The organism is Microbacterium sp. GW823-FHT02G05 (assembly GCF_058797175.1).
In genome coordinates this window covers 742967-765565 of sequence record NZ_JBXAJK010000001.1, presented here as the reverse complement: position 1 = coordinate 765565, position 22599 = coordinate 742967, and the positions used below count along the sequence as shown (strand labels likewise).

Sequence of the window (22599 nt, the reverse complement as noted above, 5' to 3'; positions counted from 1 at the left end):
GAGCGCCGTCCCCTCCTGGACTAGGTGATCGTCGCCGTGATCGGCGAACTGGCGGTGACGCCAGCGGCGTTCACGAACTCGATCACATAGTCATGCGCTCCCGGAGCACGACCCTCCAGCACAGCCTCTACGCGCTGTGCCTGAGGAGTCACCGCCGCGAGTTCGCCCCCGGAAACGACGACGCCGTCCTCGAGCAGACGCCACGCGGAGGCGTTGGTACCCCACCACATGTTCGCGACGATTCGGACCTCCCCCGGAGCGGGGGTCTTTGCGAGCGCGAGCTTCGGGATGCCGGGCAGCGCATCCTTCACGGTGACCGTGAGCGGCTGCGGCTGCGAAACGCCTTGCGAGTTGATGACCTCCGCCGTGTAGACGTACTCGCCGTTCACGCGGCCCGAGATCGGAACCGTGACAATCTGCGCCGCAGGCCCCGCCGCAGTGAGATCACCCGTGTGGATCAGCGCACCGTTCTCATAGACCTTCACGCGCGATGCGTTCGCGCCCCACCAGAGGTTCCAGCGCAGGTCGAACGTACCGTCATGCAGACCGGTCGCCCAACCGCTCGTGGAAGAGAGGACGCCCGCGCTGGGCGTGGCAGTCTCGTTGTCCGCGGGCAGCGGCGGCTCCGCGTTCTGGCATTCTTCGTACTGCTCTGCGCTCGGTGAGAAGCGGAACCAATCGAAGCGAGCCGGCATCTCCGCCGCCTCCGTCGCCCCACGGAACGCGAAGGGTCCGATGTGCGTGAATGCCATGTCGCGTGACTCGACGGGACGCCCGAAGTCTGCGAAGGTCGCGCCATCGTAGGAGACGGACGCCTGCACCTGCGCGCCATCATTCGTGAGGCGCAGCCAGATCTTCGTCGCGCCCGCGACCTCGGGAGCACGCGAATCCTGCCGGTTCACACCGTTCCGGTGGAAGACGAGCTCGACCGTCGGGCCGGGCGTCGCGCGTCCCATTCCGAGCTTTACGTAGTGCGTGTCACTCGCGTAGAGCAGAATCCCTCCCTGCTGGAACTTCTGCGTCGCGGCGATGTCGAGTTCGGTCGTGACCTGCCATGCCCCCTCGGGCAGCTCCTGCTGCAGCAGCGGCGCCGCAGCGACCCCGCCCGTGTAGGTCGGGATGACGAGCGCGTCATCCTCGACAGCGTGACGCGCCGACTCCTCGCGAACCACACGGTCCCACACGGGAGCGAGTCCTGCGGTGAACTCGTCCGAGCCGTCCGCCGCGCATTCAGCGAACACCGGGTTCGCCGGATCGGACGGGAACCCCTCGAAGATCGGGCCGACCTCGGGCTCCGCACCCTCCTTCGCGTAGGCGACGGTCGCGCCCAGCCGATCGCCGGACTCGTAGAACAGGTACGTTCCGGTGTCGTCGGTGATGATCTCGGGAGCGGCGACACGTCCGACATCCACTCCGATGCCTGTCGACTGGTGCAGCACGATCGGCACCTCGCCGACCTGGCGCAGCGTCTCATCGATCGTGCGCGCATAGCTCTTGCCGCTGGAGCCGTGGTAGATGACGTACAGCTGACCGTCGCGCTCCCACAGGTTGCCGCCGGACACGTTCGCGCCCTCTTCGGCACCGGGTGCGACGACGTAGTCGGGATCGACCGTCCACGTGACGCCGTCGACGGACTCGGCGAGCCGCACACGACGGATGTTGTCGCGCTCGTTGCCCATGTAGAACATTCCGTACTGGTACTCGGAGTTCTCGTCCGGGTGCTCGAAGACGCGCGCGTAGCTGGTCTCGGTGACGTTCGGACCGCCCATGGCGTTCGTCACCACCGAGCCGCCGTACTCGAAGGTGATGCCGTCGTCGGAGGTCGCGTAGCGCGTGACCGAGTTCTCGCCGTGGAAGTACATGAACATCTTCCCGGCCTCCTCGTTCCAGATCGCGTCCGGACTCGACGTGTGGCTGACCTTGTAGTGCGGCTCCCAGACGTTCGAGATGAGCGGAGCCTTCTCCGTGTACTCGGTCCAGGGTCCAGCGAGGCTGTCGGAGTACATCAGGATGATGCCCGCCGGGGCGTCGTGCGGCGCCGTGTACAGGTACCACTCGCCGAGGGGGTTCTCGAAGTACTCCCCCGCGTGGAACAGCGTCGGGAAGATGAACTCGTTGGTGGGGTTGTAGCTCATCTGCGACTTGTCGGTGATGACGCCCTGATAGCCGAAGGTCGGCCAGCCTTCCGGCGGTGGGGCGACAGACGTCGCGGATGCCTGCGGGGCGGATGCGGCGGCGGCGGGTGTCGCCGCAGCGAGCCCTCCCGCTCCGAGAGCCGTCGCCAGCGCCGCGGCGAAGAGCCGCCGATGCCAGGTCCGGGGTGAGGTTCTTCTCATGACCATCTCCTTCGACAGTGAATACAGAACAGCGATTTCAGACACGACGAACAGCGCCTCCGCGGTGGCGGAGCCGTCAGAAAAGAAAGGGCGGGAGATCATCCCGCCCCTTCTCTCAGCCCTTGAGGCCGGTGTGCGCCAGACCTTGCACGAACTGGCGCTGCGCGACGAGGAACACAGCCAGCACCGGGATGACGGTGAGCGTGGTCGCCGCGAGCTGGACGTTCCACATCGGGCCGCCGTAGGCGTCGACGTACTGCGTCAGCGCCTGCGGAAGCGTGAACATGTCCTTGCTGGACAGGTACACGATCGGCTCGAGGTAGAGGTTCCACGACTTGAGGAACGTGAAGATCGCCACGGCCCCCAGCGCGGGCTGCGCGAGCGGGAAGGCGATCCGCCAGAAGATACCCCAGCGGCCGAGCCCGTCCATACGCCCTGCTTCTTCGAGCTCCGTCGGAAGTCCGAGGAAGAACTGGCGCATGATGAAGATCGCCAGAACCGCGGGCGCCCCGAAGATCGGAATCACGATGAGCGGCCAATGGGTGTTGATGAGCCCCATCGCGTTGACCATGCGGAACAGCGGGACGATGGTCACCTCCGACGGCACGAGTAGCCCGATCAGCACGACGAGGAACAGGGCGTTCGCTCCGGGGAACTTGATGCGAGCGAACGCGTACCCGGCCATCGCCGCGACCAGCATCGTACCGATCGTCACGAGGGCGGCGATGTAGAGGCTGTTCCAGTACTGCTGCGCGAACGGCTGCAGTCGGAACACCTCGCCGTACGCCGCGAAGCTCGGATCCGAGGGCCACAGCGTCGGCACCTTCTGCAGGATCTCGCTCATCGGCTTCAGGCTCGACGTCGCCATCCACAGCGTGGGGAAGATGAACGGGATGCTGATGACCGTCAGCAGCGCGACCAAGCCGATTGTCGTGAGTCGGCGGCGCGTCTTCGAGCTGCCCGCCCGGCGTGCGCGGGGACGCACGCGCGAACCGGTCACGATCGCGGTCGTGCTCCCCGTCGGCAGGGTGTCTGCGGCATCCGGCATCCGTGTCTCAGTTCTCATGGAAGACCCACCTCTTTCGCGTCTGCCACTGGATGAGGGTCAGCACGAGGACGATGACGAACAGCAGCACGGAGATCGCACTCGCATAACCGAAGTCGTTGAAGCGGAACGCCTGCTGGTACAGGTAATAGACGAGCACGGTCGTCGAGTTGCCGGGGCCGCCGCCGGTGAGCACCGCGATCTGCGCGAACACCTCGAGCGAGCCGACGATTGTGATGATCGACACCAGCAGGATGGTCGGGCTGATCAGCGGCAGCGTGACCGAGCGGAACCGCCGCCAGGCGCCCGCCCCATCGATGCGTGCGGCTTCGAGAATCTCCTCAGGCACGCTCTGCAGTGCCGCCAGGAACAGGATCATGTTGAGGCCGACGTTCTTGAACAGCTGCACCACGATCACCGAGACCATCGCGGTGAACTCGCCGCGCAGCCAGTTCGGTCCCTCGATGCCGATGAGCGACAGGAAGCCGTTGATGCCGCCGTCGGCCTGCAGCAGGAAGCTCCAGACGATCGTCCAGGCCACGAGCGAGACGACGACGGGCGAGAAGAAGAAGGTGCGGAACGTCGTGGTGCCGGGGAGCTTCTGGTTCAACAGCACCGCGAGCAGCAGCGCCAGGCTGATGTTGAACACGACCAGCCCGATCGAGAACCACAGGCTCGCCAGCAGCGAGTCCTTCAGGCCCTCGTCTGCGAGCATGCGCTCGTAGTTGTCGGTCCCAGAGAAGACGAAGGTGTTCGCCAGGACGTTCCAGTCGTGCAGCGAGAACCACAGCACCGCCACGAGCGGAGCGATCACGAAGGCGAGTGCGCCGAGCACAGCGGGCGCGACCATCGTGTAACCCACGATCCAGTCGGCGCGGACAGCCGCGGAGCGGCGAGGGCGAGGACCCTCATTCCGCTCCGCGGTCCGTGTCGTCTGTTCGACGACGGTGGAGGTCATGCGTTCTCAGCCCTTCAGGAGCGGAGCGATCGTCGAGCACGTCTTGTCGAGAACAGCCTCGACGTCAGCATCCGCGGTCCACATCGCGTCGAGCTGGGCGCGCACGGCGTCCTGCACCTTGGCGAAGTTGACGTGCGTCGGCTTGGTGACCGCCCCCTGGATTCCGTCGACGACGACGGCCTGGAGCTGCTCAGCGCTGAGCTTCGGGTTGGCGACGGCCAGCACATCCGCGTTCAGCAGCGACTCGCGGGGCGGCGGGAAGAACGCCGCGAGCTTCTCGGCGTTGTCCGGTTGCGTGAAGTACGCGAGGAAGTCCGCGGCGACGGTCGGGTTCTTCGCGTTCGCGAAGACGCCGATCCCAGCCTGACCGATCACGTTCTGCTGGCCCTCAGGGCCCGCAGGGAGCGGGAGGACATCCCACTCGAACGAACCATCCAGGGCCGAGGCGCGGCTGATCTGCGTGATCGTCATGGCGGCGTCACCGGCGAAGAAGTCCGCGGTCACACCCGGGCCGGGCATGGCGCCGTCGACGAAGATCGCGTCGTGGATCCACGTCATCGCCTCGACCATCTCCGGCTCGGTGAACGTGCAGCTGGCGCCGTCGGCCGGCCACGGCTCTGCGTCCCAGCCGTTCCAGATGGTGGAGAGGTTCTCCCACACCTTGAAGTCGAAGTCACGCGCGACGAGACCCTGCTTGCCGGACGCTGCGGCGGTGGCCGCGGAGATGTCGCGGGCGTTCTCGTAGGTCCAGTCGCCAGAAGCCATCAGGTCGGCGGGGTTCGGCTGACCTGCCGCGGCGATCTGCGTCGTGTTCACGAAGATCGCGAAGGGACTGTTGGAGAAGGGGTAGGCGTACAGGCCGTCGTCCTTCTGCCACAGTTCGAGCGAAGTGGCGAGCAGGTCGTCGTACTCGTATCCCTCGGCGTCCTTCAACGTCTGACTGATGTCGGCGAGGGCGCCACTCTGCACGAACTCGGGCGCGTAGCTCTCCATGATCCAGCCGAGGTCGGGGGCGTTGCCTCCGGCCAGCTGGGTGGTGAGCGAGGTGGTGTAGTCCGCGAACGGCAGAGTCTCGAAGGTGATGTCCGAGACGAGCTCCGGGTTCTCGGCGACATAGGCGTCGGCGATCTCCTGGAACTGCGCGAGCTGGGTCTCGTCTGCGGTCCAGACGGTCATGCGCAGACTCACGGGTTCGTCCGGTGTCTCGGTGGCAGCGGGAGATCCGCTGCACGAGGCGAGGACGAGGGCGCTGGCGGCGATGCCAGCGGCGGCCACCAGCGCGGTGCGCCGGCGACGGGGCGTGAAGTGATTCATGCCTTGCTCCTTGTGCTGTGGGTGGGGTGGGTGAAACAGGTCAGAATGCGTAGACGCGGCCTTCGGGCCAGTGCCGCTCGACGCCGGTGTCGTCGAGCTCACGCTGGTAGTCGGCGAGCAGGGCCGGGGTGCCGTGCACGGCATGCGGCGTGGTGTCACGGTCGATGCTGTACGCGGCCAGGTGCCCGGCGGCTTCGCCGACGTTCCACTCGACCGGGTGCAGGCGGTAGCAGCCGTTGGTGATGTGCGTGGTGCCGATGTTCTTGTTGGCGGCCAGCAGGTTCGTCATCCGCTGCGGGATGAGCGCGCCCAGCGGGATCTCGAAGGGCGTGGATGCGACGTCGATGTAGGTGTCGCCGCCGGTCGAGGGATGCAGGTCGATGCGGTACATGCCCACACCGATCGATTCCTCGTAGCGGGTCGCTCCTTCGTCGCCGCGCACGGCGTAGGAGACATCGTTCTCGGTGACCGTCGTCAGCGCGCGGATGCGGCGAGACTCGCGGTGGTACGGCGCCTGGGCGAGACCGTCTTCCGAGCCCATCAGATCGGGGCGCAGACGCAGTCCCGGGAAGCCGAAACCGCCATCGGGGCGCGGAGCCTCGGTCTGCATCCAGTAGAGCATCGACAGGCTCAGTTCACGGGCCTCTTCATAGCGCGCGAGCTCCACCTCACGCGGCTCATCCAGCCACGTCTTCAGGAAGTAGTCGATGCTCGGCCAGTTGACCAGGCAGATGTCGCTCTCGTAGAAGCCCTTCTCGAAGAGGTCGCGGGCGGCGATACGACGGAAGGTCCACAGGTTGTGGTCTCCGGCGTTCTTCGACTGGTCCGCATCGACGGCGAGGGCGTCGTCGCCCGGGTTCGGGTCGAACACGCGCGTTCCGAGCTCGAGGGTGCGGGGGTTCGGTGCGGTCCAGGAGAGCATCCTCTCGCCCTGCCAGGCGGAGGGCACGTAGTCGCGCCAGAAGTCGTAGTTCGCGGGGCGCTCGATGGTGTGGTCGCCCTCCACGTGCTCCATGGCGAAGCACACACTCACGGCCTGCACGTTGCTCGGCTGTGCCACCTCGGGAGCGCTGGGCTCGTTGTGCTCCGAGCGTGCTTCGAAGCCGGTGACGTACTCGGTGCCGGTGAGCGGAAGCAACTCGCCGGTCTCGGTCGCATCCAAGACGTACTGCGCAGTGACCGTGACGTCTTCTGCTCCGATCTCCGACGACAGTGTGACCGAGGTGACGCGGTCACCCTCGACGGTCGCCGCGGTCGGTCGCACGCGCTCAAGCAGGGTGATCCGACCGGTGGAGCGGTGCGGAGCGAGCATCTCCTCCAGCACGCCGACGGCGATGCGCGGCTCACTGCAGAGCTTCGAGACCCATCCGGCGCCCGGGTTGAGGTCCTTGCGCTCGCGCACCTCTTCGACCAGCGGGTACTGACGTCGGTAGACGTCGCGGATGCCGTCGCGCAGCGCCCGGTAGCGCGCGGTGATCCCGAACTCTTCGACCCAGGGGTGCTCGTCCGGCGGCACGGCCTGCGAGGTCAGCTGGCCGCCGATCCAGGGGTACTCCTCGGTGAGGACGACACGCGCCCCTCGATCAGCGGCGGCGAGCGCGGCGGCGACGCCGCCGAGTCCGGCTCCGACGATCAGTACGTCGGTGGTCAGTTCACGTGCGGTCACGAACGATGTCCTTCTTGTGTAGCGGGGTGGGGCGGTACGGCGGCGATCGTCTCGCCGTCGATGTCGGGGCAGACGAGGATCTGATGCAGGTCTTCGTCGTCGAGTGCGGGCGGTCGGGTGCGGGCGTCGTCACGGCGGGACCCGGAGGCCTCGTTGACGATGCGCGACAGCAGGACGAGGGCGCGTGCGCCCATCTCCTCCCGGGGGACGGAGAACCCCGACCAGCGTCGACCACGGGGCACGGGATGCAGGGGTTGCCCCAGCAGCAAGATCGAGATGTCCTCCGGGATGCGACGCCCGCGGGACTCCAGCGCGTCGCTGAAGTCCTCCAGGTAGTTCTCCGGAGCGACCACGAGGGCGGTGAGACCGCGCTCGACGACCTCGTCGGCGGCGGCCTCCGCGTCGTGCACATCGACGAAGCGGGAAGGGAGGCCGTGGCGCGCCATCGCCTCGCGGTATCCGTCGACGCGATCGATCGTGGACTGATCCGAACCGCGCGAACCCGCATAGCCGATGCGTGTGTGGCCCAGGGCGACGAATCGCTCCACCTGACGTGCGGTCGCGGTGACATAGTCCGCGCCGACGTAGGGCAGGCGTCGCCCCTCGCTCACTCGCTTGCCGATGAAGACGAACGGATAGCTCGTGTCGAGCAGATGCTGCAGTTCGCTCTGGTCTTCGTGCTGGCCGAGCAGCAGGCACCCGTCAGCGATGCCGAGTCGCTGCCAGCCGTCGCGCGAGAGCCGGCGGCGGCCATCGACCACACGGGCGGAGGTGAACAGGAGCGTGTCTACGCCCAACTGCTCGGCGGCGTGCTCGATCCCCACGAGGAAGGCGCCGTAGAAGTCCTGCCCGCCCCGGGGGAAGGTGGTCTCGTACGTGAACACGCCGAGGATCTGGTTGCGTCCCCCGGCAAGGCGCTGGGCCACAGGATTCGCCGAGTATCCGATGATCCGGATCGCCTCGAGCACGCGTTTGCGGGTCTCCTCCGAGATGCGCACACCGGCCGGGGCGTTGCCGTTGAGCACGAAGCTCACGGTCGACTGGCTGACGCCGGCGAGGGCGGCGACATCGGCCTGCGTGAAGCGGTGACGCGGCATCGTGATCCTCTCTGATCAACGCACACCCGGGTGGGCACGAGTGCCAGTCTGGTCAGAGCGCGAAGAGAAGGTCAATTTGATAATGCGTATTATTTTGAGCTTGCGACATGCCCGCGACATCCGCTGATCGCCTGTGATCCGCCGCGCTAATCCGTATTATCGCGACGGGCGTCCCTCCACGACTCAATAGACTGCCGTGGTACGTCCCGTGTCTGTGAGGAAGCCGCGATGCCCCGTTTCGACCTGCCCCTGGAGCAGTTGCGCTCCTACCGTCCCGAGGTCGCGGAGCCCGCGGATTTCGACGCCTTCTGGCAGCGCACGATTGCCGAGTCGCGTGCGCTGGCGACCGCTCCCGACGTGCGTCGCGTCGACTCACCTCTGGCGAACGTCGAGGTCTACGACGTGACCTTCAGCGGCTTCGGCGGCGACCCCGTCAGCGCCTGGCTGATCCTTCCGGTCGGCGGCGCAGAACCCCTCCCCGCGGTGGTCGAGTACGTCGGATACGGGGGCGGTCGCGGTCTTCCCCATGAGCGCCTCGCCTGGGCATCCGCCGGCTACGCCTACCTGCGCATGGACACGCGCGGTCAGGGCGGCGGCTGGGGCACCGGTGGCTCCACGGCCGATCCACACGGATCGGGAGGCGCCACGCCCGGCTTCATGACGCGGGGCATCGCCCACCGGGACGACTACTACTACCGTCGCGTCTTCACCGATGCCGTGCGCGCCGTCGACACGGTGCGAGAGTTCGATCGCGTGGATGCCGCGCGCGTCGCGGTCACCGGAGGCAGCCAAGGCGGCGGGATTGCGATCGCCGCAGCAGGACTCAGCGACGGCCTCGTCGCCGCGATGCCCGACGTCCCCTTCCTCTGCCACTTCGAGCGCGCCGTCGGCCTCACCGAGCGCGACCCGTACCAGGAGATCGTGCGCTACCTCGCCGTGCACCGCGACGCGGGTGAGACCGTCTTCCGCACCCTCTCGTACTTCGATGGGGTGAACTTCGCCCGTCGCGCGACTGCTCCTGCGCTCTTCTCCGTCGCGCACATGGACGCGGTGTGCCCGCCCTCCACCGTGTACGCCGCCAAGAACACGTGGGCGGCGTACGCCGACATCACCGACTACCACTTCAATGGGCACGAGGGCGGCGAAGGCTTGCACTGGCCGCGCCAGGCCGCGTTCCTCGCCGCACGGCTCGCACCCCAGGAGATTCCTGCATCATGACCCGCACCGTCATCATCAATCAGGGCCGCGTGGCCGACCGCACGGGCGGTGCGCTTGCCGGTGCCCGCATCACCGGTGAGGCGCTCGGCACGCTGCTGCACGTCGATCCCGTGATCGTCGGCACGCCGAGCGCCCCGGCAACGGATGATTGGAGCGTCGCGCTCCCCGCCGCATCCGAGACCCTCACGGGTCTTCGCTCCGCACTTCGCGATGCCCTCGACGCGGGCACGACGCCCGTGCTGGCGACGAACACCTGCGCGGCGAGCCTGGCGACACTGCCCGAGGTCGCTGCCCGCTATCCGGATGCGGTCGTGCTGTGGATCGACGCGCACGGTGACTTCCACACGCCGGCGACGACCGACTCCGGCTACCTCGGCGGCATGGTTCTCGCTGCGGCCTGCGGCCTGTGGGACAGCGGCCACGGCGCCGGCCTCAACCCGCACCAGGTGGCGCTGGTGGGCGCGCGCGACATAGACCCGGCCGAGCAGGCGCTTCTCGCCGAGGCCGGCGTGACCGTACTGGCGCCCACAGAGAGCACGCCCGAGGCGGTTGCGAAGTTCGTGGCCGGCCGCGATGTGTGGATTCACGTCGACTGGGATGTGCTGACTCCCGGCTACATCCCGGCCGCATACAAGGTCCCGGAGGGACTGCGTCCGCACGAGATCGCCGCGATCTTCGCAGCGCTGCCCGCCGCATCCGTCCGCGGTGTGGAGCTCGCCGAGTTCGAGGCCTCCGGATCCGAGGTTCCCGAGCACCTGAGCGTCGAGCTGATCCTGGAGACCTTCCAGCACCTCGGCGTCTGATCCTCGGGAGGCGCCGCGCACCGATAGTGTTGCTTTCCGACGTTCACGGACCCCGGGGGGAATCACATGTCGGTTGGCCTGCTCGCTGTTGTCGATGACATTCTGACGGCGGCCCTGAAGGCATCGTCGAAGGCCGCGGGCGTCGTGATCGACGACGCCGCCGTGACGCCGCAGTATGTGCAGGGCATCACGCCCGCCCGCGAGCTGCCCGTGGTCGGCAAGATCGCGCTCGGGTCGATCGCGAACAAGTTCCTCATCATCATCCCGGTGGCGCTGCTGCTCACCGCATTCGCACCGTGGGTGCTGCCGTACCTGCTCATCGTCGGTGGCGCGTACCTGTGCTTCGAGGGTGCCGAGAAGGTGCTCGAATGGTTCGGCGCGACGCACGGCCACGGCGAAGAGGGCGCCCGCGATGAGAAGCGGCTCGTTCTCGGCGCGATCCGCACCGACCTGATCCTCTCGACCGAGATCATGCTCATCTCGCTCGCCAACCTCGACCCCGGACTCGATCTGGGCATGACGCTCGCGGTCCTCTCGGTCATCGCGGTCCTCATGACTGGCGTCGTCTACGGTGCCGTCGCGCTGTTGGTGAAGATCGACGACGTCGGCCTGAAGATGGCGAAGAACCCGGTCAAGCGCGTGCGCCACACCGGCACGAGGATCGTCCGGTCGATGCCCGCGGTGTTCCGTGTCATCAGCATCGTCGGCACCGTCGCGATGCTATGGGTCGGCGGGCACCTCGTGCTCGTGAACCTCGGTGAGGTCGGATGGCACTTCCCGGCGGATCTGCTGCACGGTGCCGAGCACGCCCTGGCCGCACTCGGCGGCTTCGCGATGTGGCTGGCGGGCACCGTCGTCTCGGCGATCGCGGGGCTGGTCGTCGGACTCGTCATCGTGGGCATCGTGGTCGGCATCGTGAAGCTGTTCGGCAAGGAGCCGACGTTCCACGAGGGCGGCGAATCCCCCGAGGCTCTCGTCCGCCACTAGGGCAGATCGCGACAGTAGGGGTCTGCCGCGTCAGGCGAGCTTGTCCTTGAGCGCAGTGAGGTGGGTGCGGGTCCGAGCCGCGGCAGCCTCAGCATCGCGCGCGGAGATCGCTTCGACGATGCGACGGTGCGTGTCCTGGTCGCCTTGGTCTCCGTGATGACCACGGATGCGAAGCATGTCGATCATGGCCTGCCGTGAACGGGCCGCGAAGCCGTCGAAGAGCTCGGTCAGAACCGGGCTCTGCGCGGCGACGACAATGTGCCGGTGGAAGGCCATGTCGGTGTCGACGTGCGCGGGGATGTCGACCCGATGCCGGTCTCTCTCTGCGAGCGCGCTTCGCAGTCGTTCGAGATCGGCGGAGGTTCGCCGTACAGCGGCGAGCGCTGCGGCCTCGACCTCGACAGCGATGCGGGCCTCGATGACCGCGATGATGTCGGCCTGCCGAAGGACGTCGTCCCAGCTCTCCGGAACCTCCGAGGCGGTGACGAACACGCCAGCACCTTGACGGGTGGCGAGCACTCCACGACCAGCGAGAATGCGGATCGCCTCTCGGGCGGTCGAGCGTCCGACACCCAGCTGGGGCGCGAGCGTGGTCTCGCCGGGCAGCTTGTCGCCGATGCTCCACTCTCCGGCTCGGATGCGGTCGAGCACGAGCTCCGCGGCCTGCTCGGCGAGGGATTCACGGCGCACGACGGTCACAGGCTCAGTATCCCATACTGCGCAGCTTATCTACTTGTCTGAGGAGTTGTGATAGCGTGGCGCCATGCTCATCCGCCCGTTCCTCCTTCTTCGCCGCCACGGCGGGGTGTAGCCAGACCGGCTCCCCGACGTGGGAGCCAGTGCGTGCCGGTCGACTTTCTTCGACTCCGCAGAGGAACTCCCGATGATCACTTTCCCCACGCTCTCCACCCCTTCCGGGCCTGTCCCCGTCGATGCACCGGCGTGGAACCGGCAGCGCCCCTCACAGATGCCGTCCCACCGGTACGACGACGTATTCTCCCGCGTCGAGGTGCCGCTCACCGAGCGGGACTGGCCGCAGGCGCGTCTCACGCAGGCGCCGCTCTGGGTGCCCGTGGACCTGCGCGACGGCAATCAGGCGCTGGCCGAGCCGATGGACCCCGCACGAAAGCGACGTTTCTTCGAACTGATGGTCGCGATGGGCTACAAGGAGATCGAGGTCGGGTACCCCTCGGCATCGCAGACCGACTACGACTTCGTCCGGCTGATCGCGGAAGCTGACATCGCACCGCCGGACGTGACGATCGTGGTGTTCACGCCGGCACGACGCGACCTGATCCAGCGCACGGTGGAGTCGATCCGCGGCATCCGCAACCCTGTGGTCATCCACATGTACACCGCCACAGCACCGATCTGGCGCGATGTCGTTCTCGGCCACGATCGGACGGGACTCACAGAGCTGATCCTCTCCGGCGGCCGGGACGTGCTCGAGTTCGCCGGAAACCTGCCTCACGTGAGGTTCGAGTTCTCGCCGGAGGTGTTCAACCTCACGGAGCCCGACTATGCGCTTGAGGTCTGCGATGCGATGACAACGTTGTGGGATGCGACGGCGGAACGCCCCGTGATCCTGAACCTTCCGGCGACGGTCGAGGCCGCGACCCCCAACGTGTACGCCGATCAGATCGAGTACATGCACAAGAACCTCTCGCGCCGAGACGCAGTCATCCTCTCGGTGCACCCGCACAACGATCGCGGCACAGGCATCGCCTGCGCCGAGCTCGCCGTTCTCGCGGGCGCGCAGCGCGTCGAGGGATGCATCTTCGGCAACGGCGAGCGCACAGGCAACGTCGATCTCGCGACACTCGCACTGAACATGCACGCTCAGGGGATCGACCCGATGATCGACTTCTCCGACATCGACGAGATCCGCCGCACGGTCGAGCACTGCAACCGGATCGAGATCCACCCGCGCCACCCCTACGTGGGAGACCTCGTCCACACGGCCTTCTCCGGCACCCATCAGGATGCGATCAGAAAGGGCTTCGTCGAACACCGCGCCCGCTCTGTCGCGGAGGGCCGCCCCGCGTCAGAGGTCGCGTGGCGGGTGCCCTACCTGCCGATCGACCCCGCCGATATCGGGCGCAGCTACGACGCGGTCATCCGCGTGAACTCCCAGTCCGGTAAGGGTGGCATCGCCTATCTGCTGGAGACGGAGTACGGCATCGAGCTGCCCCGCCGGCTGCAGATCGATCTCGCCCGCCACGTGCAGCAGCACGCCGATCAGACGGGTGGGGAGATCACCGCTGAGCAGGTGTGGGACATCTTCGAGGCCGCCTATCTCGCCGAGACGACCACCTCCGTCGAGCTCGCGGGATTCCAGCTCGATGGTCCGGCGACGACCATCACCCTCCGGGCCGCGGGCGACGAGAACGTGACCCGCCATGACGGCGTCGGCCCCATCGAAGCGCTGACGGCCGCGCTTGAGGGAATCGGAGTGCGCGTCGACGTCCTCGGCCTCCACCAGACCAGCATCGGTGTCGGCAGCGCCAGCGAAGCGGTGACGATCGTCGAGTACCGCAACGCCGTGGGCAGTGGGTGGGTGGCGGCAAAGGACCGGTCTGTCCTCACCGCGTCTCTCCATGCGGTTCTTCGAGCAGCGACCGCGACGACCTGACTCCCGCCCGCGCCCTCGGTATCGTGATGAGGTGACCGCCCGCCGCTACCCGCAGACCATCGCGGCGGCGGTCGACCACGAACTGGTCATCAAGAAGTCGCGGTTCATCACTCACATCGCGCCGGTTTCCTCAGTGGCAGAGGCGGATGCTGTCATCGCGGCTGTCCGCAAGCGAGCGTGGGATGCGCGGCACAACTGCACGGCGATGGTGACCGGGCTGCTCGGCGATCAGGCGCGCTCGTCGGATGATGGCGAACCCTCGGGAACCGCGGGCATCCCGATGCTGGAGGTGCTGCGGCGGCGTGAGCTCACTGACGTCGTCGCGGTCGTCACCCGCTACTTCGGAGGGATCAAGCTCGGCGCCGGCGGCCTGGTGCGCGCTTACGGGTCAGCGGTCTCGTATGCGCTGGATCACGCGACCCTGCTGCGACGAGAGGCGCTCACCCAGGTCACGTTCGACGTCGCTCACGCGGATGCCGGACGCTACGACAACCTCGTGCGCGCCTGGGCTGCGCAGCACGGCGCGACCCTCGGTGAGACCCACTACGGCGCGAAGGCGATGCTCGAACTGTGGGTTCCCGCGCCGGAACTCGAGCGCTTCGCGGCGGACCTCGCCGAGGCATCCGGCGGTGCCGTCCAACCGATCACCGGCACCGAGCGCATCATCGACGTTCCCGCCTGATCTGGTCGATACACTCGAATCACCCGAGCCGAGGAGCACAGCGATGACCGACTCCCCCTTCCTTCAGCGCGCGATCGACATCGCCGTCGCGAACGTGGCCGACGGCGGAGGGCCCTTCGGCGCCGTGATCGTGAAGGACGGCGAGGTCATCGCCACCGGCGAGAACCGCGTCACCCGCGACAACGACCCGAGCGCACACGCCGAGGTGGTGGCGATCCGCCGCGCGGCCCAGGCGCTCGGCACCTTCTCGCTGCAGGGCTGCGTGCTGTACAGCTCGTGCGAACCGTGTCCGATGTGCGCCACGACGGCGCTGTGGGCGCGCGTCGACGAAGTGGTGTTCGCCGCAGACCGTGAAGACGCAGCGCGTGGAGGCTTCGACGACCGCCACTTCTGGAACCTCGTGGGCGCGGACTACTCAACCTGGGATGTCCCGTGGCGCCGGGGTGAGACCACGACGTTCTTCGATCCCTTCTCCGCCTGGGCGGAGAATCCGGGTCGCGCCGAGTACTGACGTCAGGCGTGCGAGGCGTCGTAGGCCGCGCGTGACGCCTCGATCTGCGGGTGGTTCGCGACCGCCCAGTCGGCGAGCAGCGTCGCCGGGCCGATGAGGGTCTCCCCCGTCGGCGTCAGTTCGTACTCCACCCGTGGGGGAACTTCGGCGTGCACGGTGCGCGTCAGGAGTCCGTCGCGTTCCAGCTGCCGCAGCGTCAGCGTCAGCATCCGCTGGGAGATTCCGGGGATGTGCTGACGCAGCTCAGAGAAGCGCAGCCGCCCGTCGTTGAGGGTGGCGATGACGAGCAGTGACCACTTGTCGCCGATGCGGTTGAGCACGTCGCGGACGGCCCGAGCGAAGTCGGCACCGTGCTGGCAGGAGTCCTCGTAGGCGCTGCGCGGCGCCTCAATCTGCACGTCGGTCATGGCACATCCCTGTCGCTACGGCACACGCGTGTGCCTTTTGTACGCGCCCGGATGATCACGCATCATGGGGTAGCTAACAAATCGTAACTGACTTACCAAGGATTACCATGATCATCGCTCTGTGGGTCGTCAACGGCCTTCTCGCCCTCGCATTCCTCGGCGCCGGCACCATGAAGCTCCTCAAGTCGAAGGAGGCGATCGTCGCCGGAGGCATGCGCTGGGCGGAGGACGTCTCACCCGCGGGCATCAAGGCGATCGGCGCGGTTGAGCTGCTGGGCGCGATCGGACTCGTCCTCCCTCTCCTGCTGAACATCGCTCCCGTCCTCGCACCGATCGCGGCCGTCGGACTCGTGATCACGATGGCCGTGGCGATCATCGTGCACGTGCGCCTGAAGGAGAAGTTCATCGTCAACCTCGTGCTCGGCGGACTCGCTCTCGTCAGCGCAGTGCTCGGTTTCCTCGTCGTCCTGGGCTGATTCACCCAGCGGATACGCTGGAGGTCGAGACCCGAGGAGAGTGTGATGTTCGACAGTCCGCTCTCGGCATCCGCCTATGAGATCCTCGGCGTCGCGCCCGACAGCGACGACGACACCCTGCGTCGCGCCTATCGCCTGCGGCTGCGCCAGACGCATCCCGACACCGGCGGCGACGCATCCGTGTTCATCCAGGTGCAGCGCGCATGGGAGTTCGTGGGCACCGTCGAAGCCCGCGTGTCCTACGATCGCGGTCATGGCTTCGCGGAGAGCTCCGGCTGGGGCGCGTGGGATCCCCCCAGCCGCACGGGCACCCGGGTCCGCGGTCAGGCCTTCGGCACTCCCGGCGGAGCGATCCGCGCACAGTACGTCCAGTTGGTGCGCGACTGGGCGGGCACCGAGATCGCGGATCCCTTCGACCCCGCACTGGTGCGCACGGTGCCGCGCGAACTGCGGCGAATGCTCGCCGTCGCCCTCGCGCAGGAGGCGACCGCCCACGCGGTCTCTGAGCTCGGCATGGGCTTCACGGCCTGGCACGACGTGCAGGCGGGCACGGATCTCGGCGACACGCTCGACCATGTCGTCCTCAGCCCGACGGGCCTCTACGGCCTGCTCTCCGAGGACTTCGGCGACGTCGTCGGGTTCCGCAAGGGCGAGATCGTCGGACCGGCGATCGGCCCGAGCGCCCCGGTGACCGGGCTGCTGTCGCGGATGCGCACAGTTGGGAAAGCGGCCGGAGTCCGCTTCAGCGGTGCGGTGATCGCGCTCCCCGATGACGACGTATCGCAGCCGGTGACGACGCTCGGCAACATCCGCGGCGTTCCGACGATCGTCGTGCGCCGCAGCGTCGTCGGATCTGCCCTGCGAACGGGCGTTCCCGGGGCGAGGGTCATCGGCGGCAACGAGCTGTTCGATGTGCGCACCCGACTGCAGAGCACGGTGCGGTGGGCATAGTCAGACCTGCCACAGACTCTCGATGGGGATGTGGCGCTGCGCCACCCGCTCGGCCGCACGGTGACCGGAGCACAGCGCGGCCGTGACGGTCGCGGGGTCATCGGTCCAGGTCGCTTCGCCGGCGAGGTGCAGCACTCCCCCGATCGGTGTGGCGAGATCGTCATGGTCGGCAGTCGTGGACCCGAGCGTCATGTACGCGTAGGAGCCGCGGCTGAAGGGATCGTCCTGCCAGCGCGTGACATGCGCGCGGGTGGGCTCTGTCACGCTCGGACCGTAGAGCTGGCGGAGCTGAACGAGGGCGGATGCCACGATCTTGGCGTCATCGCTGTCCTTGAGCGCCTGGGCTGCGGGGCCGGCCATGAATGTCAGCAGCGTCGGCGTTCCGTGCAGCGATGTGAGATCGTACCAGGAGTGCCACCAGTCCGCCGCCGGACCCTGCTGACGGATCGCATAGACGCCGTCGTCCCAGAACTTGGTCGGGAAACGCAGGAACACCTTCTCGAAGGCGTTCATCGCGAGGCGGCCGAGCGCACCGCGGACCGGATCGGGCAATGGCGGCTCGATCCTGAAGTCGGTCGACTGGAGCACGCCGACCGGAACCGTGACGATGGCGGATGCCGCGCTGAACGTGTCATCATCCCTCGTCACGGTCACTCCGTCATCGCCCCACCGCACTCCGGTGACAATGTGGCCGAGGCGAACATCGAGCCCCTCGGCGAGATGTTGCGGGAGGCGGTCGTAGCCGTCGGGGAAGACGACTTCGTCACCGTCGACCACGTCATCGTCGAGTCCGTGCGCGGCGAGCTCGTCGATGCGCGCGCCGTACTGCTCCTCGCTGCGATGGCGCATGTACTCGCGTACGCGCTGGGCACGGTCGGCAGACCAGCCCTGCGCAGCGATCGCCGCGTCGGTGACGTCGAGGTACGAATCACGCGGCGCGGAGTGCGAGATGATCGCCGGCAGCGCCGCATCCGCACGGTGGATGTCGTCGATGAACTGCGCGGTCTCCTCCGGGCTGAGGCGCGCCCCGTCCGGCCCGTAGTACGCGATCGGTCGGCTGTCGGGCTGATAGCCGCCGACCGTGAACTCGACCATGCGCATGCCGAACGCCTCACACGCCGCAGCGACAGGGCTGTCGGTGATGCCGTGGATCCACGAAGCACCGAGATCGGTGGTCTGACCATCGGAGCGGTCGGTGATGACTCGCCCGCCGACGCGATCGCGCGCCTCGAGGACCACGACGCGGTGCCCTTCCCGGGCGAGCAGGCGCGCCGCCGTGAGACCGGCGACACCTGCGCCGACGACGATCGTGTCGAAGTGATCCATGCTTCCTCCCCTGCTTCGTGTGCTCCGAAGGTACTGCGCAGCAACGGGCGAAGGCCAGGGTGAAGTCCTAGACTGCGCCTCGACGTCGCAGCGACAGAACCACCCCTGCGGCAAGCAGCATCAGTCCCGCGCCGAGGGGCATCCATGGCGCCTCGGCACCCGTCGTCGCCAGCAGCGCGGTCGCCGGTGCCGCGGGAGCGGGTGCGGGGCCAGGAGCGGGAACCGGGTCGGGGACGACCTCGACGCGGACCTGTGCGGTGCTCTCACGACGATCCCCGGACAGAGGAGCGAAGCGCAGCTCGACGTCATGCGTGCCCACGGCCAGTCCGGTGAACGTCACCTCGGCTGCTCCGTCGACCAGCGCAACCGGGTCACCGATCGAGACCCCATCTACGAACGGCTGCACGGTGCCGGTCGCCGGGAATTCGCCGCCCCGCTCTTCCGATACACGAACCGCCACGGATGCAGCCAGCGAGGGTGTTCCCGACACCGCACCGTGGTCCGGGGTGAGCGTCGTGACGATCGGACGCACCTCCAGCGGAGCATCCGCGCTCCGGGAAGGATCGAGCCCCGCCATCGGCAGGAACTGCGCCGAGACAGTGTGCCCGCCGAGCCCGAGCGTGGCTGTATCCAGGGCGATCTGGGTCTGCGCACCGTCGAAGACCGTCGGACCGTTCGGTTGCACGGGAGCAGTGGCCACCACCGTCCCGTTCACGAGGACCTCCACTGCGCCGTGCAGTTCGCGTGGCGTCACGGTTTCCCCGGAGGGCAGGGCGGACACATCGACCGTTGCCGTCACCGTGTCACCCGCCCACGTGTCGGCATCCGAGAGCTGCAGTGCAACTGAGGTTGCAATCGTCGAGACCGTGATGGGGAAGAAGGCCGACGACGATGACGCGAAGTTCGACGCAGCATCCCCGTCGAAGCCCACGTGAAGCGCGCTGATTCCCGGAGCAACCACCACGTCTTCGAACTGAACAGTGCCATCAACGGCAACGGTCGTCGTCGCCAGAGGTGCGTTGTCTCCGTAGAGCGTCGCCGTTCCTGTCACGCCACTGACCGGCGATGACACCGATGCGGAGACGTCGATGGCCTCGAAGGCGGTCGCCGCTGACGGGGCGCTGACCAGCACCGTGCCGGTCGGAGCCTGTCGTACCGTGAAGGAGGCCGGTTCGCTCGTCGACCCCGCGGCGCTGTCTCCGGTCGCCGGCGTGTACCCGTCGAATCGCGCAGTCAGGGCGTGCGTTCCCGCCGGAACCTCACGGGTGAATACGCCGAATGCCGTGAAAACACCCGACCCCGTGTAGATCAATATCCCCGTGCCGAGGGGATATCCATCAAGAAGGAAGGTCACGGGCTGACCCATCAGATTCACCGGCCCCGCAGGGGAGACGTGTGCGACAGCCAGAGTGACGTCTCCGTACTGCGCCGCTGCCGCTGACAACTCCACCGTTGTCACCGTTTCCACCGGCGCGGGTGTGGGAACCGCTGCAGCCGGCACGGCGGGCCACCAGAGCGAGACCGCAAGCAGTGCACCCAGGATCGCGCGCCCGAAACGACGACGCTGTGGAGAGGAGTCCAAAGTCTGGACGGAGACCATGTTTGTCATAAGTCCAAAATTAGAGCATCGACACGGCGTCGCCAAACGCGGGCCGGCGACCTCGCGTCGAACGCCTCCCCGGCCCGAACTCGACCCCACTCGAAGAGGGTCTTGTGAAATGCCACCCGCAGAGAGAAGGATGCTGACATTCGGCACAGTCAGACACCGTGAGCACAGCCAATGGACGCAGGCGCCGCAGCTTCAGACAACATTCCGCCCGACATCCATCCGGCGGAATCGGATGCCGCGCTCGCACGCCGCGCGCAGATTCTGGCCACCGAGCACTGGGGCCTGCTCGCGGCCCGCAGCACCGCGCAGAGCGAGGTGCTCACGCGCATCACGATCTTCCTCACGCTCGTGTCGGCGGGACTTGTGACGATCGGGCTTCTCGGCCAAGCATCCGCGTTCTCGGGCTGGTTCACGGCCGCGCTGCTGGCCATACTCGCGTTCCTGTGCCTCATCGGCGTGATGACGCAGATGCGGGTGATCAATGTGGCGGACGAAGACCTCATGTACGTCGTCGCGATGAACCGGATGCGCAGTGGGTACGTCGACCTCGACCCTCAGGTCGCACAGTACTTCCTCGCCTCGTCCACCGATGACGAAGCGGGGATGGCGCGCACCTACTCGTTCCTGCACCGTCGCAGCGACTTCAGTCACCTGTTCGGCAGCTCCGCCGTGCTGATCATCATCGTGAACGCCTGCGTGTACGGGATGTTCGCCGGTGCGCTCGTGCAGATGGCGAGCGGTGCGCTCGGCTGGGCCATCACAGTGGGTGCCGTGGTGGGCGTCGCGTGGGCGATCACCGGGGCGTTCCAGGGTTACCGGACGTACCAGCGATCCTGGAACAACTACGTGCCGCGCCGCCCGACGGAGGGCCCGCCGATCTTCTGGCGCGATCAGGAACCCTGACGACCGGTCACTACGAGTTCCCCCAGTCGACGCGTGAGAACTCCCGGCGCAGCTTTGCACCTCGCGCAGGGTTCAGGCTCTCGACCCACGAGATCCGCCCGAGCAGGTGGGCGCGGAAGCCATCCGCACCTGCGTGACTCTGCGCCGCAGGGCCGTGGACGACGCAGTTGTGGAGGATCGCTTTGAGCCGGTCGAACTCGTTGCGAGCGAGATTCGGATGCTGGTTGACGACGATCCCCGTGACCGTCTGCCGCGTGCCCTGCCGCCGAACACGCGTCTTCGCCGGGTTCGCGATGTGCCCTTCGTCGGCGATGATGCGCCGTACGCCACGAATGAAGGCATCCGGCCTTTTCGCGATGACGCCATTCCCGCTGAAGGTCAGGTCGTCCGCGTAGCGCGTGTAGGTGGCATCCGCCTTCTCGGCCCACCCCATGAGCCGAGAGTCGAGCCGGCGCACCGCGAGGTTGGCGAGCATCGGCGACGACGGCGCCCCCTGCGGCAGATGGCTTGCGGCGAGCACCCGCCGCAGAGCGAAGCGCTCCTCTGGTGAGCCGCCCGGAGGCATCGCCGCCAGTACCCGCGGAGGCACGGAGTTCGTGCACAGACCGGTGATCGCGTGGGCGATCTGCTCGTCGTACGCCGCCTGCCGGAGCGTTCCGTAGATGCGGTTTGCGGTGACGCGCGCGAAGAACGTGGTCAGGTCGAGCGAGATGACGATGTCGGATGCCACGTGCCGCGCAGCCCCCGTGACGGCACTCCGCCCGGGGAGGAAACCGTGCGCCGCGTCGTTCGCAGGGATACGTGACAGGAGCTGATCCAGCAGGGCGCGCTGGGTGCGTCGCATCCGATCCTCGGGCACCTCGAGCAGCCGCGGGACGCGCCCCGGACGAGCCCGCCACTCGTATCGGTAGTGATGAAGGCCGCCGGGGCGGGCTCGGCGGTTCCAGTTCTTCGTGTCGGCGAGCCATTCGAGGTGTCCGAGGTTGAGGTCGAGGAGTTCGGCGAGTTCCGGGAGGGTGCGGAGTCGCGGCAGTGCCGGTGCCGGATCGAGCGGATATGGCTGCGGCGCGAGCGGATGCTGCGGCGCGAGCGGTCGGTAGTGGATCTGCTGGGGGGAACGGCGCGCCGCGGCCTTGGAGACGCCTTCTCGGAAGGCAGAAGAGTCTTCGATCAGTGTGGCAAGCAGCCGAGGTGAATCGCGCGGTGCTCGCACGAAGTCGCCGAGGATCTCATCTACGACACGACCGAGCCAGCGGCGGCGGGCACCCAGAACGCGCGCTCCGGCTGCCATCAGTTCGTGCCGCGACCATGCCGGGGCGTCGAGGAAGGCGTCGGCAAGTGCCCGGGCAATGGCGGATGCCGCCGGCTGCGGAGTGTGCCCCAGGGTGCGAGCGGCCGCGGTCGGCGTCATGCGCTGACGCTCGCCAGGCGCGAACGCAGCGTGCGATGGCGGGCGTACGACTCGTCCATCAGTGCGGGCGCTGTACTGCGCGAAGCGCAGGGAGGCGCCTGCGGCGTTTCTGCCAGCTCAGCCTGCGTGCCCCGGGGTATCCCCGGAGAGGATGGAACACCTCGTGAACCACCCGCCTCGTCCGCCCGCCATCGCACGCCGCCACCCTAGCAAGAGGGGCAGACACCCGAGGCAGCGCCGCCCCTCAGCGGCTCTTCACCGAAAGGG

Annotated in this window: 20 protein-coding genes; 9 read left to right on the top strand and 11 right to left on the bottom strand. The window is 67.6% G+C overall.

From position 1 onward, the window contains the following. Positions 1-20: 20 nt before the first annotated feature. The 6 genes from AC1REM_RS03600 to AC1REM_RS03575 form a co-directional block, all read right to left on the bottom strand. Positions 21-2336 (bottom strand): beta-xylosidase family glycoside hydrolase, encoded by a 2316-nt coding sequence (locus AC1REM_RS03600; RefSeq protein WP_492513364.1) that lies wholly within the window; start codon positions 2334-2336, stop codon positions 21-23. Positions 2337-2451: 115 nt separating this feature from the next. After that, positions 2452-3402, bottom strand: coding sequence for a carbohydrate ABC transporter permease (locus tag AC1REM_RS03595; RefSeq protein WP_492513363.1), 951 nt, complete (start codon positions 3400-3402; stop codon positions 2452-2454). Next, entirely contained in the window at positions 3392-4339 is a 948-nt protein-coding gene (locus AC1REM_RS03590) for a carbohydrate ABC transporter permease (protein ID WP_492513362.1), read from the bottom strand. Before AC1REM_RS03590 ends, AC1REM_RS03595 begins: the two co-directional genes overlap by 11 nt. A gap of 6 nt (positions 4340-4345) precedes the next feature. Further along, on the bottom strand, positions 4346-5653 hold the full coding sequence (locus AC1REM_RS03585) for an ABC transporter substrate-binding protein (RefSeq protein WP_492513361.1): 1308 nt from the start codon (positions 5651-5653) through the stop codon (positions 4346-4348). A 40-nt stretch (positions 5654-5693) separates the two neighbouring features. Continuing rightward, positions 5694-7319, bottom strand: a complete 1626-nt coding sequence (locus tag AC1REM_RS03580) for an FAD-dependent oxidoreductase (protein ID WP_492513360.1) — start codon at positions 7317-7319, stop codon at positions 5694-5696. Beyond that, on the bottom strand, positions 7316-8416 hold the full coding sequence (locus tag AC1REM_RS03575) for a LacI family DNA-binding transcriptional regulator (RefSeq protein WP_492513359.1): 1101 nt from the start codon (positions 8414-8416) through the stop codon (positions 7316-7318). The genes AC1REM_RS03580 and AC1REM_RS03575 overlap by 4 nt, the downstream gene beginning before the upstream one ends. 228 nt (positions 8417-8644) lie before the next feature. Between AC1REM_RS03575 and AC1REM_RS03570 the strand changes: the two genes are divergently transcribed. From AC1REM_RS03570 to AC1REM_RS03560, 3 genes are all read left to right on the top strand, one after another. Beyond that, entirely contained in the window at positions 8645-9634 is a 990-nt protein-coding gene (locus AC1REM_RS03570; RefSeq protein WP_492513358.1) for an acetylxylan esterase, read from the top strand. Continuing rightward, positions 9631-10437, top strand: coding sequence for an arginase family protein (locus AC1REM_RS03565; protein WP_492513357.1), 807 nt, complete (start codon positions 9631-9633; stop codon positions 10435-10437). The genes AC1REM_RS03570 and AC1REM_RS03565 overlap by 4 nt, the downstream gene beginning before the upstream one ends. Before the next feature lie 66 nt (positions 10438-10503). Then, on the top strand, positions 10504-11424 hold the full coding sequence (locus AC1REM_RS03560) for a DUF808 domain-containing protein (protein WP_492513356.1): 921 nt from the start codon (positions 10504-10506) through the stop codon (positions 11422-11424). Positions 11425-11454: 30 nt separating this feature from the next. On the opposite strand, the gene AC1REM_RS03555 is transcribed toward AC1REM_RS03560, so the two are convergent. Then, positions 11455-12123, bottom strand: coding sequence for a FadR/GntR family transcriptional regulator (locus AC1REM_RS03555; protein ID WP_492513355.1), 669 nt, complete (start codon positions 12121-12123; stop codon positions 11455-11457). 184 nt (positions 12124-12307) lie between these two features. Here AC1REM_RS03555 and AC1REM_RS03550 point away from each other — a divergent pair, with 184 nt between their 5' ends. From AC1REM_RS03550 to AC1REM_RS03540, 3 genes are read left to right on the top strand one after another with little or no spacing between them, the layout of a single operon-like run. Next, the gene (locus tag AC1REM_RS03550; RefSeq protein WP_492513354.1) at positions 12308-14056 is read left to right on the top strand and encodes a 2-isopropylmalate synthase; all 1749 of its coding nucleotides are present in this window, start codon (positions 12308-12310) and stop codon (positions 14054-14056) included. Positions 14057-14087: 31 nt separating this feature from the next. Then, positions 14088-14738, top strand: coding sequence for a YigZ family protein (locus tag AC1REM_RS03545; RefSeq protein ID WP_492513353.1), 651 nt, complete (start codon positions 14088-14090; stop codon positions 14736-14738). A 43-nt stretch (positions 14739-14781) separates the two neighbouring features. Continuing rightward, positions 14782-15249 carry a nucleoside deaminase gene (locus AC1REM_RS03540; RefSeq protein ID WP_492513352.1) on the top strand — a complete coding sequence of 156 codons (468 nt, stop codon included), beginning with the start codon at positions 14782-14784 and terminating at the stop codon, positions 15247-15249. Between the two features lie 2 nt (positions 15250-15251). Here AC1REM_RS03540 and AC1REM_RS03535 read toward each other — a convergent pair whose 3' ends face one another. Further along, entirely contained in the window at positions 15252-15656 is a 405-nt protein-coding gene (locus AC1REM_RS03535; protein WP_492513351.1) for a winged helix-turn-helix transcriptional regulator, read from the bottom strand. A gap of 107 nt (positions 15657-15763) precedes the next feature. Here AC1REM_RS03535 and AC1REM_RS03530 point away from each other — a divergent pair, with 107 nt between their 5' ends. Next, positions 15764-16132, top strand: a complete 369-nt coding sequence (locus AC1REM_RS03530; protein ID WP_492513350.1) for a DoxX family protein — start codon at positions 15764-15766, stop codon at positions 16130-16132. A gap of 45 nt (positions 16133-16177) precedes the next feature. Next, positions 16178-17083: a DnaJ domain-containing protein gene (locus tag AC1REM_RS03525; protein ID WP_492513349.1), complete on the top strand. Its 906-nt coding sequence runs from the start codon at positions 16178-16180 to the stop codon at positions 17081-17083. Here the strand turns inward: AC1REM_RS03525 and AC1REM_RS03520 are convergent, their stop codons facing one another. Beyond that, on the bottom strand, positions 17084-18409 hold the full coding sequence (locus AC1REM_RS03520; RefSeq protein ID WP_492513348.1) for a flavin monoamine oxidase family protein: 1326 nt from the start codon (positions 18407-18409) through the stop codon (positions 17084-17086). It abuts the gene before it with no gap. Between the two features lie 67 nt (positions 18410-18476). Further along, on the bottom strand, positions 18477-20009 hold the full coding sequence (locus AC1REM_RS03515) for an Ig-like domain-containing protein (protein WP_492513347.1): 1533 nt from the start codon (positions 20007-20009) through the stop codon (positions 18477-18479). A 180-nt stretch (positions 20010-20189) separates the two neighbouring features. On the opposite strand from AC1REM_RS03515, the gene AC1REM_RS03510 reads away from it, so the two are divergent. Continuing rightward, entirely contained in the window at positions 20190-20921 is a 732-nt protein-coding gene (locus AC1REM_RS03510) for a hypothetical protein (protein ID WP_492513346.1), read from the top strand. A 10-nt stretch (positions 20922-20931) separates the two neighbouring features. Here AC1REM_RS03510 and AC1REM_RS03505 read toward each other — a convergent pair whose 3' ends face one another. After that, a complete protein-coding gene (locus AC1REM_RS03505) occupies positions 20932-22332 on the bottom strand; it encodes a reverse transcriptase family protein (RefSeq protein ID WP_492513345.1) in 1401 nt (466 codons plus the stop codon). Positions 22333-22599: the final 267 nt, after the last annotated feature.